The organism is Moorena sp. SIO3I8 (assembly GCF_010692325.1).
GTDB lineage: Bacteria > Cyanobacteriota > Cyanobacteriia > Cyanobacteriales > Coleofasciculaceae > Moorena.
The window spans coordinates 143,835-158,978 of the sequence record NZ_JAAHHW010000002.1 but is presented as its reverse complement, the minus strand read 5'-3'; the positions used below and the strand labels follow the sequence as shown (position 1 = coordinate 158,978).

The window sequence follows — 15,144 nt, the reverse complement described above, 5'->3', positions numbered from 1 at the left end:
GCCAGTAACATTATGACCTCTTGCCACAATACCAGCACCGCCGTCATTGAAGACTCGAAAGGGGTTAAGCGAGTTGCCTTGCTAGGAATGCCCAACACGGGAAAATCAACCTTCTTTAACCGGATCACAGGTACCAATGCTCATGTTGGCAATTGGCCCGGCATTACTGTAGATCTACTACAAGCTAATGTCCAACTCAATGGCGAACCTACGGAATTCGTAGATTTACCAGGAATTTATGACCTCAAGGGATTTTCTGATGATGAGAAAATTGTTCAAACCTTTTTAGAAAATTTTGCTGTTGATCTATTTATTATTGTTCTCAATGCTTCCCAAATTGACCGTCAAATTCGCTTGGTTTTGCAGGTAAAAGCCCTAGGTTTACCTGCAGTGGTGATGCTGAATATGGCTGATGAAGCTAAGCAATATGGAGTTAAAATCAACACCGAAAAATTATCCGATAATTTTGATATCCCCGTGTTCCTCATTAGTGCCAAGTATGGAGACGGCTATATGAGGGCATACCTAGAAATTTCTAAAACTTTAAACGCACAAGAAGAATCGATTAATAGAGATAATCTAATAGATAATCTAAAAAATAGTATATCAGACCATAGCTCTATCTCCACTAAAGAGATAGATTCACTCCTCAATGGTGCGGTAGAAATGCCCTCTGAGATGGCAGTCAATTTAACTGCCAGGATTGATCAGTTCCTGCTGCATCCGATATTGGGTTTACCTTTGTTCTTCTTAGGAATGTTCCTGGTATTTTGGGTAGTTTGGACTGTGGGACTACCCTCTCAAGACCTGATGGATGAGATTACTGGCTGGATTCAAGGTGCCATAATTGAGCCTGTTATCCAACCCTTACCCACAGTGATTCAAGACTTTTTGATTAATGGGATTTGGAACGGTTTAGCTACCGTTGCTTCCTTTGTTCCATTAATTGTGCTGTTCTTTATCTTAATGGCAATTCTAGAAGATAGTGGCTACCTATCCCGTTCTGCCTATTTAATGGATATCTTTATGGAACGGTTGGGGTTAGATGGTCGCAGTTTTGTGATGCAAATGATGGGATTCGGCTGTAATGTGCCCGCATTAATGGGCACTAGAGTTATGCGATCGCAAGCCTTGCGACTGCTAACTATGCTAGTCATTCCTTTTGCTTTGTGTGCTGCAAGACTCCAGGTATTTGTCTTTATCATTGCCGCTGTATTTCCCCATGGTAACGGAGCGTTAGTATTATTTTCTTTATACCTACTTAGTTTTGTCGCCGCCATTGTCACTGCTGCTCTTTTCCAAGGAGTCTTTAAAAACGAGGAACCCTTTATTATAGAATTACCCCCTTACCGAATTCCCACCCTCAAACAAGTCTTACTAAGAGGCTGGGGAGAAGTCAAAGAATTTTTGCAACGAGCATCTGGGTTTATTACCTTTGGCTGTGTTGCCGTTTGGTTCATCACGAATTTACCGCCAGGAGCCACAGGATTGGATACCATTGGCGGGCAAATTGGACAATTTTTAAGTCCGGTCATGAATCCCATTGGTATTAATCCCCATTTAACCCTAGCCCTAATTTTTGGTTTCATTGCTAAAGAAATTGTGATTGGCTCTTTAGCGGTAATTTATGGACTTAACTCCGTTGCTGTTAGTCAGCAGATAACTGATACAGTAACCTTTATCCAAGGATATAGTTTTTGTATCTTTTGCTTAATCTACACTCCCTGTTTAACTACCATTGTTACCCTATTTAATGAGGCTAAATCCTGGAAATTTACCCTATTTTCCTTAGTGTTTTCCTTAGGGTTGGCTTGGGTAGCTAGCTTGATATTTTACCAGGGAGCTTTAGCACTGGGATTTCAATGAAGATATAGCAGTTATCAATTGGGTGAGGTACAAATTTATGGGTTTTAGGGAGTAGGGATCCCCCCTAACCCCCCTTAATAAGGGGGGAATGGAGTAGGGAGTGGTAAAAAAACCTGTGTACCTCACTCGTGATGGGAATTGCTATAAAAATTAAACGGGAAAAGTTAAATGGTAAAAGTTAAACGAAAAAATGGGGATTCCCCCTTATCCTCTCTGAGCAAGGCAGGCACGAACATGGGCGTTAACAAATGACCTATGACAAAAGTATTATTTTTTACAGAAAAATTTATTTTTCGTGGTATATGTGTCATGCTGGTCTTAGTCAATTGGAGTGGTAGCCCCAGTAAGGGGCTGGGAAAATGCAAAAAATCGAGGCAATTATCCGAGCCTATAAGCTCGAAGACGTCAAAATCGCTTTAGTCAATGCTGGTATCGTTGGCATGACCGTGTCTGAAGTTCGGGGATTTGGACGACAGAAAGGTCAAACTGAACAGTATCGCGGTACAAAGTACAGGGTAGACTTTCTTCCTAAGGTAAAGCTAGAAGTCGTTGTTGAAAATGGCTTAGTTGACATGGCAGTAGAAAAAATTCTCGCTGCTGCTCACACCGGTAAAATCGGCGACGGGAAAATTTTTATCAGTCCCATTGAGCAAGTTGTCCGGATTAGGACTGGAGAAAGGAATTTAGAGGCTGTTTAATCTCTAATCTGCTTGAGCTTGTAGCTTGTAGGGTGGGCAAAAACAGTTTGGTTCAAATGAGTATTAATGATTAGATTACTTTGCCCACCCTACTTGAATTGGTCTAAGTGCTAATGGGTAATGGGTAATGGGTAATGGGTAATGGGTACTTGACGATTACCCATTACCCTGACCCAAAAATCCAGGGACGATTTGCTAAGTGATTAGTAGGAATTAGTTGGAATTAGATTCGTAAAACATTGATTTGCTCCGATCGTACACTGGCCAATCGTCGTTTTCACCACCAATAATTAATTTTTCAATCTCCACATATTCTTTGGCAAGTTGCCGGAGAGAATTAATTAAAATATCAAGAGCGATCGCATCACTAGTTCCTAAATCAAACCAGCAGCGCCCCCAAGTGCCTTCATACTCAAACTCGCCCTGATTATGCATCAAGGCCATTAAACTCTTTTCCGCTACTCTATCATCATATTCCATGTAGCTGATTTCTAGGCCAACTTCTTGCACCGGCAGGTTTTCTGCATCAAATCCTCCCAATTTACCTAATAAAAACCAGGAATTGAACAGTTCTTCCACGTATTCCTTTTCCCGATAGGAGGGAACAGTGCTAAATTCTATCCAAATCCACAAATCAAATGGGTTAAACTCACGAAATATAATTTGCATATCGTTAGGGAACAGGGAACAGGGAATCGGGAATCGGGAATCGGGAATCGGGAATCGGGAATCGGGAATCGGGAATCGGGAATCGGGAATCGGGAATCGGTTAAAAGCAAATATTTTAACAATAACTAAGTTTTAGTTATTACCATAAATCCCTACTATCCGAGAGTAAACTTTTGATTAATCCTGAATTTTTTCCAAAAACTATCTTATCACAATTTTCAACTAGTTGTGAAAAATATAGTTATGAAAAATCACCAATAGTGAGAGAGGGAGCAGGGAGCAGGGAGTAGCGATGGAGCGCGCTCTTGGAGTTCCAGTTGCTTATCTGACTCCCCATCTCCCCATCTCCCCATCTCCCCATCTCCCCATCTCCCCATCTCCCCATCTCCCCATCTCCCCATCTCCCCATCTCCCCATCTCCCCATCTCCCCATCTCCCCGCGCCCACTCCTGTGATTCCCTCAAAGAGTATAACTAATTGTTGCTACTACTACCCAATCGTGATCGTGAGTTTCCCCTAAGGCATAGTGAACTGTACACCATTCTCCAGACAGATTGAAGTTAAGATGGTAAGTTTTGGAATTAAGCAGTTGAGTGGCAAACAAGTTTCTCAAGTCTAACTCGAACTTGCATTCTGTTTGGATTTCCTCTAATCCTGCTCTTTCTTCTGACAATTCTTCTTGAACCTCTTGGTATTGTTCCGTTGATAAGTCTCCTTCTTCCTCTAACTTTACTAGTTCTTGTTCTAGCTGTGCTATTGTTTCCTGATACTCTTCTATCTCGGTGCCGTAATCATCTCGAACTCTAATAAATTCATTGATTTCGCTAATCTCTAAAAATCCCGTAGTATCCAATAATTTTTGGATAACTTCATTGCGACTAGTGGTGATCACTACCTCGAAACCTCCCAAAGTTAATTCTTCCTCTGCTTGGGCTTGATGAGTAATTTGATTGGTGATAGATTTGATTTGCTCAACCAGTGCAGCGGTATTGTCTTGGAGAGATTCTAGATCCGGAATCATAAATTGTGGTGATGAGTTGCACCGCCAACTTTGTTTGATACCTAATCCAATCCACTCTCCTGCTGTTGATGAACCGATTAGCATCGGAATTCCTAAGGAGCCAAAGACACTTTGTTGAAGGGGAAATCCCTCTTCCAAGTCTTCTGGTAGTGTAGGAAGGCGATAGCCATAGATAGTTAACTCTGACAAGTTAGCTTGCAGCAGTGCGATCAGATTTTGGTAATGGTCGCTCACAGCTTGAGATTGGGTTGCGCGAATCTGACTGAGAAACTCTTCAGGAGCAAAGGGCATAAGACCGGTGTTATCCACTAGAAAGCGTTCCACTGAAAAGGAACCTTTATCTTGCACTTCCCAAGGGATAATTATATAAGGTGCGTCACCAACTAGGCTGTAGTATTCATCTTTGGTTAGTTCTTGAAGGGTAGTAACAATTTGCTCAGTTTGGGGTTTCATAATTAAGGAATTTTTAACGTAGGGTGTTAGTAAGCATTCAGCCGTCAGCTGTCAGCCATCAGCTATAGCATTTTTAGTTGAGAGGTGAAACTATAATTAATGGTCAAAGGGAATAGGGAATAGGGAATAGGGAATAGGGAATAGGGAACAGGGAACAGGGAAAAGACAAAAAATCGGTGTGTACTTCATTAATAGGAAAACGGCTGTATGATAAATCAGCATTTGCTTTCATGAGATAATTTTAAATTATAGCGTTTCTCGCAGTTATGAGGTACAGTCTTCTTTGACGTTGATTCCCTGTGTTGATGCAGGACATCCCTATTCCCTATTCCCTATTCTCTCTTCCCTGTTCCCTGTTCCCTGTTCCCTGTTCCCTAAAATCCAGAAATTTTTTCCTCATAACTATGATAATTGCTATATATCTTAGCAAAAGCTTGATATAATTGATCATACTTATGAGGTAGATTTAATTTTATTACTACCTAATCCCTACTCCCTAAAATACCAAGGGTGAACTACATCCTTACTGACAAATGCCACGAATTATAATGTATTTTATCTGAACTAGTCATGAGTTTTAATGCAGCAAATTCTGGTCAAGATTTGAACGAATCTACCGCAGGACGTTCCAAGATTCTTTCCTGTCGTTTTACGGATGTGGAACAGTTTACTGAGTTCTTGACCTATAGCCAAATGCAAATAATGCAGCTTTCTTGTGGTTCGTTCCAGAGTGAGTTTTTGGCTACCCAGATTGGTGATTTGTATTTCACACGTATTAGCGCCAATCAATCGGTTCAAGCAATAGGTCCGAAACAGCAGGGATATTTAACTTTTGCGTTGGTTTGGGCGGCCAGTTGAATTAAACAACTAGGGATTAGAGATAGGATGTCGAAGTTTGGTATTGCTTCGGCATCCTATCGTACAAAAAAGAGCAATAACTTGATAGGGTAAACAAGGCACAGATAAGTTATTAGGTATATTTAATGAATTGGAACCGTATTTGGAAAATAGGGGTAGCAGTTGCGATCGCCCTAGTTTTGGCTATCGTTGCCTACCTTGTGATAGGACAACAGAATCGACCCATCCCCGATATAGGCTCTACAGGAACTAGTAACCCGGAGCCAGAGGTTGTTGACTCAGATACAGAGCCTTTTACTCTACAACTGCTCCATGCTTCAGATTTTGAGGCTGGACTGGCCGCATTGGAAGATGCTCCTCGGTTTTCCGCCGTCCTGAATGCCCTCAAGGAGGACTACCCCAATACTCTTGTCCTCTCCTCTGGAGACAACTACATTCCCAGTCCGTTCCTGTTTGCTGGCAGCGACCCTAGGTTGAACGACACCCCTGTGGGAGAAGCTAGTATTGGTCACGCCAATATCGAAATCCACAATCAACTCGGTATCCAAGCTTCGACCTTTGGGAATCACGATTTCGATCTCGGCAGCAAGGAAGTGCGGGATATCATTCAACCTGATGGATCTTACCGTGGGGCGCTGTTTCCCTATCTCAGTGCAAACCTGGATTTTAGCACAGACCCTAACCTATCAAGCCTGATCAGTGCAAACGGTCAAGAAGTCAGCACCATTCCGGCAGGACAAGTTGCGGGGACTGCAGTGATTACCGTCAATGGTGAGCCAATTGGTATTGTCGGAGCAAGCACACCCCTTCTGCCTACCATCTCTTCCTCTGATGGAGTCACGGTGTTCCCGGAAAATCCCACAGACTATGACGCCCTGGCTGCTAAAATCCAAACTGCGGTGGATGAATTGACGGCTACGGGCATCAACAAGATTATTCTCCTGGCTCATATGCAACAGTTGACCATTGAGCGGGATGAGTTAGCCCCTCGTTTGCGGGATGTAGATATAATTGTGGCGGGAGGGTCTCACACCTTGCTGTCTGATGCCACCGATCATCTTCGGCTCGGAGATACCAGTGGCGGTTCCTATCCTATTATCAAAACCAATGGAGATGGAAACGCGATCGCTGTTGTGAACACAGATGCCACCTATAAGTATGTGGGTCGTCTGGTGGTGGACTTTGATGCAAACGGTATCCTGATTGCCAGCAGTATTGACCCCAACATTAGTGGAGCCTACGCCACAGATGATCAAGGAGTTGCAGCGGTAGGAGGGACCCCAGATCCAGAGGTTGTAGAAATTACCAATACCCTGGATGAAGTGATCAGTACTCAGGATAGCAATATTTTTGGCAATACCAAAGTTTTCCTGCGGGGCGATCGCGCTTTTGTCCGTACCGAAGAAACCAACCTGGGTAACCTAACCGCTGATGCTAACCTGACCTATGCCAAGACTGTCGATGATACAACCGTGTTTTCCTTCAAAAATGGAGGTGGCATCCGTTCCAACATCGGGGTAATTAGCGCTGCTAACGGTGGCATCGACCCCAATGACTTTGAACTGTTGCCCCCAGCAGCCAATCCTGCGGTGGGCAAGGAAGAAGGGGAAGTTTCCCAACTCGACATTACAAACTCCCTCCGTTTTAACAATGGACTTACCCTGTTTACCGTCACGGCAGATCAATTGTTGCAAACCATCGAGGATGCGGTAGCAGCAACAGCTCCAGGTGTGACTCCCGGCCAGTTTCCCCAAGTCGGTCGGCTTAAATTTAGCTTTGATAGCACTCGTCCTGCCAATGATCGGGTTCTATCTTTGGTTGTCCTGGAGGATCAAGACCAAGTTATTGATGTGGTGGCTCAAAATGGTGAATTAGTGGGGGATCCCAGCCGCACGTTTCGTGGTGTTACCATTAGCTACGTGGCTGATGGCGCTCCCTTATCCACCTTCTTGAGTGCCAATCCAGCTTTGTTCAATCGGGTCGATTTCTGGGGTGAGCCGGATAGCAATGGCGATGGGGTTTTAGATCCTGACGAAGACCTCAACAAAAACGGCATCCGAGATGGTGCGATCCCTGAACCTTTCGATGGTTTTGCCAATTTTGCCTCCTTTGGTTCCGAGCAGGATGCCTTAGCAGAATACCTCCATGAATTCTTCCCCACCGCAGCTAATGCCTTTAATCAGCCTGATACTGACCCAACATTGGACGAGCGAATTCAAAATCTGGCTTTCCGGGAAGATACAGTCATTCCTGAATAACCAAGCATTGCTTAGGGGCGGGATCAATATGAGTGGGGTGGGCATCCTGGCTGCCCGAAAATGAAACCCACTGGACTGACACAGCTAAAATGGTGCTTTAGTAAAATCCCTAAATCCCTTGTCAATTAAGGTTTTTAGCAAAAATCCATTCTACTACTTTAACTGTGTCAGTCTACTACTCATTATAATGGTTCCCCTTTGTTATGAAAAAATTAGAAAAGTACCGATTAATAATTCGCCAACTATTAACTAATCATGCCACATTAGAAGCGAATAATTCAGATTCAGAGATTGAGGGTCAACTTATTTTTGACACAGAACATGACCATTATCAACTTCTAGATATCGGCTGGGATGGACTCAAACGAGTTTATAACTGTTTCATCCATTTAGATATCAAAGATGGTAGAATTTGGATTCAGCGAAATATGACAGAAGCTGATTTGGCACAAGATTTGGTGGAAATGGGTATACCAAAAGACGATATTATTCTCGGTTTACATCCCAGTTATAAACGTCCTTACACAGGCTATGGAGTGGCTTAGTGATATTCAGCTTATGGGCTATGGGCACGGTACTTGAGGTGCCATTGGTCTTTGGGCAACGCCTGATAGCTGAACGGATCGCTGACCGCTAAATGCCTACGTACTAATAGCTTTTCTGACTCAACAATGAAGACTCCTTGGTTAAAATCACTTCTCTTCAAACTTTTCCTCAGTTTCCTGACAGTATGCCTAGTCCTTTGCACTGCCACACAAGTCAAGGCATCTCCCACCGTAAATAGCTGCCCTGAAGGTATGACCTTAATCCCTGGCGGTACTTTCAAGATGGGTTCCGACGTTTACTATCCTTCCGAGCGCTCTGCCGAAGATGTTACCGTTGAGAGCTTCTGCATCGATAAATACGAAGTCACTAATGCCGAATTTGCCAAATTTGTCAAGGAAACTGGTTATATTACAGTAGCAGAGCGTCCCCTCTCCTCCGAACAGTTTCCGGACTTAACAGAGGAGCAACGGGCACCTTCCTAGTCTTTCAGATGCCGGACAATGGGGTTAGACCAGTGGGTTACCTGAGCTGGTGGAAGTGGACTCCTGGGGCTGACTGGCGACATCCCTTTGGTCCAAAGAGCGACATTAAGGGTAAAAAGAACTATCCCGTCGTCCATGTTGCCTATGAAGACGTTCAAGCCTATGCTAAGTGGGCAGGGAAGTCAGTACCCACAGAAGCCCAATGGGAATATGCTGCTCACGGTGGAATGGATGATGCCACCTACAGCTGGGGTGAGCAATACTCGGCCCAGAAGGCGAATACCTGGCAAGGATTCTTCCCCTTTTTCAACACCAAAGCTGATGGTCACACCGGCACTGCACCTGTAGGTTCTTTTGAACCAAATGGTTATGGTTTGTATGACATAACTGGTAATGTCTGGGAGTGGACTTCAGATTGGTATAGCATCGGTCACAATGGCAAAGCCCACAGCCTTAATCCTACAGGACCTAATCAAAAAGAAAGCTTCGACCCGAGAGAACCGGGTGTTGCTAAACATGTAATTAAAGGCGGGTCTTACCTGTGTGCTCCTAATTATTGTAGTCGCTATCGTCCTGCTGCTCGGGAGTCTCAATCACCGGATACAGGAACGACTCACATTGGATTTAGGTTAGTTAAGCCTGATAATTTTTCCTAAATCTGAAAAAATTATATAGCATTTATTCAAAGTCCCCCTTTTTAAGGGGGATTTAGGGGTATCCCTTTGTACCTCATGGGAAAGACAATTGCTATAGAATTGATTATTTGCTTGGTTACTCTCCTGATTGAAATGAGATAGAACATTATTGGTTTCCGATTAAAAACCAACGGAGAAAGTCACGTGGTACGATTGAATATTTACGAGAGGGAGTAGACATGGCTGTTCCGCTAACCTCCTAATCTATAATTCGACTGCTATAACCCTGTTCTAGGAAACATTTTTGTGTCTTGGAACAGGGTTAACTAATGGGAAAAGATTATATTGACAAGATTGGTTTAGTCGGTAAAAATAGCCTTGTTTGCCTTGAAGCGGATCAGCAATTACACCCGATAAATCTTAGGTCATGAAAAAAAGAACGTTTTTAGTTTTCCTGTCGATTCTCTTATCAGTGTTTTACCTAGGAGGCTTTCTGGGATGTGCCCCTGCTGCTGCGGACTATGACCCCTTACTGTCTTGGAATGCCGGTGCAGCTAAGCAAGGGATTTTTGACTTTGTGCAAGAGGTTACCAATCCCAACAGTGATAACTACGTTCGTCCTAGCGATCGCATCGCCACGTTTGATAATGATGGAACCCTGTGGACTGAAAAACCCACAACTATTCAGCGGTTATTTATCCTAGAACAGCTAGGTAATCCATTGCCAGATTTCAAAGAACTTGCTTCTTTAAGTCAAAAGGATGTAATCCTAGACGATCTTCAACTCCAGGGAATGACAACAGAAGACTATCAACAGAAGGCTAGGGAATTTTTGGATAACTCAAAGCATCCAGACTTTGGAGTTCCATACATAAAGGTGACTTACCAGCCCATGGTTGAACTGGTCAACTATCTCAGGAGTAATGATTTCAAGGTCTATATTTGCTCTGGGGGGGGGATTGATTTCATTCGCTCCTATGCCGAAGATGCCTACGGTATTCCCCCTGAAAACATCATTGGTAGTAGCATCCAAACCGAGTTTATCACCAAAGACGATGGATCCCATGTCTTGGTTCGGAAGCCAGAACTGGTGCAACCCATTAATACTAAAGGAGGTAAAGTAGTGGGGATTGAGCGCTACATTGGTAAAAAACCAATTATCACAGTTGGTAATTCCGATGGTGATTTAGAAATGCTTCAGTACACTGACGAGCAAGACGGTCCAGCTTTGATGATGCTGGTTCACCACGATGATCCCCGCGAATATGTATACGATACAGGTGCCGAGAATGCTCTTCAGGAGGCCGAAGCTCGTGGTTGGACAGTTATCAGTATGAAAGAGGATTTCGTAACAGTGTTTGGAAACGAAATTGATAAATCCGAGAAAGGATTTTAATCAGAGAACTAATCTGGATATGAAATAACATCTAAATACCAAGGATTAATCCGATCAGAAACTACTGATCGGTATCCTAGACCTTGACAGTAAATGCCAAGCCCTACTTACTACCCATGGATTCACTCTGTAATGGCTAATTTCAGGCTTTGGCAAAAGTCTCCAATGGCTGACAAGCCTTCTGATGGCGTCCCATCTGCCAAACGCTTTACGATAGCGCTACCCACAATCACTGCATCTGCACCCCAATCTTTGACCTGCTTAGCTTGTTCTGGCTGGGAGATACCAAAGCCAACCCCAATTGGCTTATCAGTGAGACCACGCATCTGATTGAGTAAGTCTTTTACCCGTGATTGCAGCTGAGTTCTCATCCCGGTGACACCGGTAACACTGACTAGGTAAATAAAGCCCTGAGACTGTTTAGCGATCGCTTCAATCCGTTCTGTTGGTGAAGTTGGTGCCACTAACAATATCACTTCAATCCCAAGCTCTGCTGCAGGTTTGAGCAATATTTGAGCTTCTTCCAGGGGTAAGTCAGGCACCACTAAGCCTTTCGCCCCCACTTCAGCAATCTGCTCTAAAAAGGAATTAATCCCTCGGTTGAGAATGGGATTGTAGTAGGTAAATAGGACAATTGGCGCTTGTAACTCTGGGCTAATGTCCTTGACCATTGCCAGGACATCATCCAACTGCACACCTTTTTGTAATGCTCTAGTCGCAGCAGCATGGATAGTTGGACCATCGGCCAAGGGGTCGGAATAGGGTACTCCCAGTTCAATGATGTCAGCACCGGATTGGTCGAGTACCCGCAAGGCTTTGGCTGTGGTTTCTAAATCGGGATCCCCAGCGGTAATAAAAGGAATCAGAGCACACTGGGAGTTAGATCTCAGGGATCCGAAGCAATCGGAAATTTTTGTCATTGGTCATTCGTCATCTAGTTTTGCCCCTGCCCCTCCTGCTTAAGGGGGGATATGGAGGAATCGTCCTGTGCCTTGGTCAAACGCTTTTCCTGTTCCACCTCTGCTTGGAGTTGGGCAAGTTCTTCTGGTGTCATTTCTTCGAGTCGCTTTTGCAGGACAGCATCTTTATAGTCTTTCACCTGCTGGTTATAGGTCATGGTTTGGGTCAGGGCTCGAAACAGGTAGGTTAGCACCCACCCAACTAACCCCCCAACCAAGAGGACTTGACTCCAAATCCCGGCTTGGATGTGATCGTACCCAGCGAGCTGAAAGATCAAGTAGGCTATGCCGCCAGCGGCAAAGATACCAAGGGCAATTCCAATCGCGTCAATTCGTCGCATGAATTACTAATGATCGCTTAAGTGACTGACTTACCCTTGTGGCTGACGCCGCTTGGGGCGGAGGTTTAAGATTGGACTGAAGAGTAATAAACCTGGAAAGAATAAGAAGACCATGAAGTACATGAAGCCTCGCTCAAAGGAGCTAGCAACGTACCACCGTTTCTGTAGGTAGAGATAGATGGCGAGAGGGAATACCAATAAGTAGGCTCCTGCCAGAGACAGGTATAGTATCGCAGTAATCATAGAATTTTGGTTTAGGACACAGAAGACAAAAATGCGTTCGCGTAGCGTGACCATTTGCTTCGCTTAGCGTGGCCCAAAGGCCAAGGTCAATCGCTCAACCCTACTATACTACCTTAGGTCGAACATGCTGCCCTGTGTTCCCCCAGAGGCAGACTTTGCCCCATCCTAAAAATTTCAAAAATTTCAATACTATACTTGCATAGTAGCCCCAGTTCATGGTTAAATAGAAAACAGTGAAATCACAGTGGTTGATGGGTAAACGCAAACCCACCGCTATGTGATATCAACCAGGGGGCGTGGCGGAATGGTAGACGCTACGGACTTAAGGAAATTGAGCACTGATGGAGAAATCTGTCATGTGAATGCTCTCAAACTCAGGGAAACCTAAGTCTGGTCAAAGATAAGGCAATCCTGAGCCAAGCCGGGAAAACCTCTCGGAAGGTGCAGAGACTCGACGGGAGCTACCCTAACGTAAAGCCGAGGGTAAAGAGAGAGTCCAATTCTCAAGAGCCAGCTATGGCAGTAGCGAAAGCTACGGGAGAATGAAAATCCGTTGACCTTAAACGGTCGTGTGGGTTCAAGTCCCACCGCCCCCATATTTACGTACGACAGAGATATTTTCAGAGCAGGGAAACAGGGTTTGGTGATTAATTAGATGAATCAGCCGAACTAGAGGAAATTAATGATTAACCCAGCAGCGGACTATGATTCCCCCTGGAAAGACACCCTGGAATGGTACTTTGAGCCCTTCATTGCCCTGTGCTTTGCCCACATTCATAGTCAAATCAATTGGTCTCGTCCAAGTGAATTCCTCGACAAAGAACTACAAAAGGTGGTGCGAGACGCGGAAGTAGGACGTCGATGGGCAGACAAACTGGTTAAGGTCTGGCTCAACAATGGTCAAGAAACCTGGATTCTAATTCATGTGGAAGTCCAAGGGGAAAAACAGACGGAGTTTGCTAAACGGATGTACACCTACCATCATCGGATTAGCGGACGCTACAATCGACCGGTTGCTAGTTTAGCAGTCTTGAGTGATGCTAACCCCCAGTGGCGACCAACCCAATACAGTAGCGAAATCTTCGGCTGTAAAATCCAGTTCAATTTTTTGATGGTGAAACTGTTAGACTACAAACAGCAGTGGCCAGAATTAGAACAAAGTGCCAATCCCTTTGCCACGGTGATCATGGCTCACCTGAAAGCAGTTGATACTCGTAGTGATGGCCAGCAACGGAAAATCTGGAAAATGGCTCTGACCAGACGATTGTACCAGCAAGGGTATCAGCGACAAGACATTTTAAACTTATATCACTTCATCGACTGGGTAATGCACTTACCCTCAGCACTAGAACAAGCCTTTCGTGAAGAAGTTAACCAGTACGAACAGGAGGTCAACATGAAGTATGTCACGAGTATCGAAAGGTTGGGCATTAAGCAAGGTCGTCAAGAAGGTCGTCAGGAAGGAGCTGAGCGACTGCTGCTACGATTGCTTAACAGGCGCTTTGGAGACCTATCCCCTGAAATTCAAGCTCGTGTGAAGGGGTTGAGTGTCGAAAAATTAGAACAGTTAATGGATCTGGCCATCGATGTAGAATCTGTTGAGCAATTAGCAGACCATTTGCCAGCACCCGAAGCCGCTAATTAAAACGCTGATTAAAACCAGGACTGATATGTCCTGTATCTATTCTGAAGGGTTAATCACAATTAATCCTTCACTATTTGATGACCAGGGAAACAGGGTTTGGTGATTAATTAGATGAATCAGCCGAACTAGAGGAAATTAATGATTAACCCAGCAGCGGACTATGATTCCCCCTGGAAAGACACCCTGGAATGGTACTTTGAGCCCTTCATTGCCCTGTGCTTTGCCCACATTCATAGTCAAATCAATTGGTCTCGTCCAAGTGAATTCCTCGACAAAGAACTACAAAAGGTGGTGCGAGACGCGGAAGTAGGACGTCGATGGGCAGACAAACTGGTTAAGGTCTGGCTCAACAATGGTCAAGAAACCTGGATTCTAATTCATGTGGAAGTCCAAGGGGAAAAACAGACGGAGTTTGCTAAACGGATGTACACCTACCATCATCGGATTAGCGGACGCTACAATCGACCGGTTGCTAGTTTAGCAGTCTTGAGTGATGCTAACCCCCAGTGGCGACCAACCCAATACAGTAGCGAAATCTTCGGCTGTAAAATCCAGTTCAATTTTTTGATGGTGAAACTGTTAGACTACAAACAGCAGTGGCCAGAATTAGAACAAAGTGCCAATCCCTTTGCCACGGTGATCATGGCTCACCTGAAAGCAGTTGATACTCGTAGTGATGGCCAGCAACGGAAAATCTGGAAAATGGCTCTGACCAGACGATTGTACCAGCAAGGGTATCAGCGACAAGACATTTTAAACTTATATCACTTCATCGACTGGGTAATGCACTTACCCTCAGCACTAGAACAAGCCTTTCGTGAAGAAGTTAACCAGTACGAACAGGAGGTCAACATGAAGTATGTCACGAGTATCGAAAGGTTGGGCATTAAGCAAGGTCGTCAAGAAGGTCGTCAGGAAGGAGCTGAGCGACTGCTGCTACGATTGCTTAACAGGCGCTTTGGAGACCTATCCCCTGAAATTCAAGCTCGTGTGAAGGGGTTGAGTGTCGAAAAATTAGAACAGTTAATGGATCTGGCCATCGATGTAGAATCTGTTGAGCAATTAGCAGACCAT

At 44.4% G+C, this 15,144-nt stretch carries 20 protein-coding genes; 11 read left to right on the top strand and 9 right to left on the bottom strand.

All coding sequences use genetic code 11. The features are described 5' to 3' along the window. Positions 1-12 precede the first annotated feature (12 nt). On the top strand, positions 13-1,866 hold the full coding sequence (gene feoB, locus F6K51_RS01475; RefSeq protein WP_293017510.1) for a ferrous iron transport protein B: 1,854 nt from the start codon (positions 13-15) through the stop codon (positions 1,864-1,866). A 359-nt stretch (positions 1,867-2,225) separates the two neighbouring features. Further along, positions 2,226-2,564: a P-II family nitrogen regulator gene (locus F6K51_RS01470; RefSeq protein WP_293017509.1), complete on the top strand. Its 339-nt coding sequence runs from the start codon at positions 2,226-2,228 to the stop codon at positions 2,562-2,564. 213 nt (positions 2,565-2,777) lie between these two features. Here F6K51_RS01470 and F6K51_RS01465 read toward each other — a convergent pair whose 3' ends face one another. From F6K51_RS01465 to F6K51_RS01445, 5 genes are all read right to left on the bottom strand, one after another. After that, entirely contained in the window at positions 2,778-3,233 is a 456-nt protein-coding gene (locus F6K51_RS01465) for a DUF3531 family protein (protein WP_293017508.1), read from the bottom strand. Next, a complete protein-coding gene (locus F6K51_RS01460; protein WP_293017507.1) occupies positions 3,182-3,355 on the bottom strand; it encodes a hypothetical protein in 174 nt (57 codons plus the stop codon). Before F6K51_RS01460 ends, F6K51_RS01465 begins: the two co-directional genes overlap by 52 nt. Positions 3,356-3,484: 129 nt before the next feature. Beyond that, positions 3,485-3,634 (bottom strand): hypothetical protein, encoded by a 150-nt coding sequence (locus F6K51_RS01455; RefSeq protein WP_293017506.1) that lies wholly within the window; start codon positions 3,632-3,634, stop codon positions 3,485-3,487. 59 nt (positions 3,635-3,693) lie between these two features. Continuing rightward, complete coding sequence (locus F6K51_RS01450; RefSeq protein ID WP_293017505.1) at positions 3,694-4,707, bottom strand: hypothetical protein; 1,014 nt, start codon at positions 4,705-4,707, stop codon at positions 3,694-3,696. Positions 4,708-4,810: 103 nt separating this feature from the next. After that, positions 4,811-4,939: a hypothetical protein gene (locus F6K51_RS01445; RefSeq protein WP_293017504.1), complete on the bottom strand. Its 129-nt coding sequence runs from the start codon at positions 4,937-4,939 to the stop codon at positions 4,811-4,813. Between the two features lie 51 nt (positions 4,940-4,990). On the opposite strand from F6K51_RS01445, the gene F6K51_RS01440 reads away from it, so the two are divergent. The 4 genes from F6K51_RS01440 (at position 4,991) to F6K51_RS01425 (ending at position 8,368) form a co-directional block, all read left to right on the top strand. Further along, positions 4,991-5,134, top strand: a complete 144-nt coding sequence (locus F6K51_RS01440; RefSeq protein ID WP_293017503.1) for a hypothetical protein — start codon at positions 4,991-4,993, stop codon at positions 5,132-5,134. A 143-nt stretch (positions 5,135-5,277) separates the two neighbouring features. Further along, complete coding sequence (locus tag F6K51_RS01435) at positions 5,278-5,565, top strand: hypothetical protein (RefSeq protein WP_293017502.1); 288 nt, start codon at positions 5,278-5,280, stop codon at positions 5,563-5,565. Between the two features lie 125 nt (positions 5,566-5,690). Further along, positions 5,691-7,823: a bifunctional metallophosphatase/5'-nucleotidase gene (locus tag F6K51_RS01430; RefSeq protein WP_293017501.1), complete on the top strand. Its 2,133-nt coding sequence runs from the start codon at positions 5,691-5,693 to the stop codon at positions 7,821-7,823. 203 nt (positions 7,824-8,026) lie between these two features. Next, on the top strand, positions 8,027-8,368 hold the full coding sequence (locus F6K51_RS01425) for a XisI protein (RefSeq protein ID WP_293017500.1): 342 nt from the start codon (positions 8,027-8,029) through the stop codon (positions 8,366-8,368). 11 nt (positions 8,369-8,379) lie between these two features. On the opposite strand, the gene F6K51_RS01420 is transcribed toward F6K51_RS01425, so the two are convergent. Further along, entirely contained in the window at positions 8,380-8,649 is a 270-nt protein-coding gene (locus tag F6K51_RS01420; protein WP_293017499.1) for a hypothetical protein, read from the bottom strand. 1 nt (position 8,650) lies between these two features. Between F6K51_RS01420 and F6K51_RS01415 the strand changes: the two genes are divergently transcribed. From F6K51_RS01415 to F6K51_RS01405, 3 genes are all read left to right on the top strand, one after another. Next, the gene (locus F6K51_RS01415; protein WP_269086982.1) at positions 8,651-8,851 is read left to right on the top strand and encodes an SUMF1/EgtB/PvdO family nonheme iron enzyme; all 201 of its coding nucleotides are present in this window, start codon (positions 8,651-8,653) and stop codon (positions 8,849-8,851) included. A 32-nt stretch (positions 8,852-8,883) separates the two neighbouring features. Next, a complete protein-coding gene (locus F6K51_RS01410) occupies positions 8,884-9,507 on the top strand; it encodes an SUMF1/EgtB/PvdO family nonheme iron enzyme (protein ID WP_293017498.1) in 624 nt (207 codons plus the stop codon). 406 nt (positions 9,508-9,913) lie between these two features. Next, the gene (locus F6K51_RS01405; protein WP_293017496.1) at positions 9,914-10,882 is read left to right on the top strand and encodes a haloacid dehalogenase-like hydrolase; all 969 of its coding nucleotides are present in this window, start codon (positions 9,914-9,916) and stop codon (positions 10,880-10,882) included. Between the two features lie 122 nt (positions 10,883-11,004). On the opposite strand, the gene trpA is transcribed toward F6K51_RS01405, so the two are convergent. From trpA to ndhL, 3 genes are read right to left on the bottom strand one after another with little or no spacing between them, the layout of a single operon-like run. Beyond that, positions 11,005-11,802: a tryptophan synthase subunit alpha gene (trpA, locus tag F6K51_RS01400; protein WP_293017495.1), complete on the bottom strand. Its 798-nt coding sequence runs from the start codon at positions 11,800-11,802 to the stop codon at positions 11,005-11,007. A 14-nt stretch (positions 11,803-11,816) separates the two neighbouring features. Then, positions 11,817-12,182 carry a DUF3007 family protein gene (locus F6K51_RS01395; protein ID WP_293017494.1) on the bottom strand — a complete coding sequence of 122 codons (366 nt, stop codon included), beginning with the start codon at positions 12,180-12,182 and terminating at the stop codon, positions 11,817-11,819. Positions 12,183-12,212: 30 nt separating this feature from the next. Further along, positions 12,213-12,479, bottom strand: a complete 267-nt coding sequence (ndhL, locus tag F6K51_RS01390; protein ID WP_267876526.1) for an NAD(P)H-quinone oxidoreductase subunit L — start codon at positions 12,477-12,479, stop codon at positions 12,213-12,215. 628 nt (positions 12,480-13,107) lie between these two features. Between ndhL and F6K51_RS01385 the strand changes: the two genes are divergently transcribed. Further along, positions 13,108-14,070 carry a DUF4351 domain-containing protein gene (locus F6K51_RS01385; RefSeq protein WP_293017491.1) on the top strand — a complete coding sequence of 321 codons (963 nt, stop codon included), beginning with the start codon at positions 13,108-13,110 and terminating at the stop codon, positions 14,068-14,070. 138 nt (positions 14,071-14,208) lie between these two features. Beyond that, positions 14,209-15,144: DUF4351 domain-containing protein (locus F6K51_RS01380; RefSeq protein ID WP_293017490.1), on the top strand; the 936-nt coding region annotated here is incomplete at its 3' end.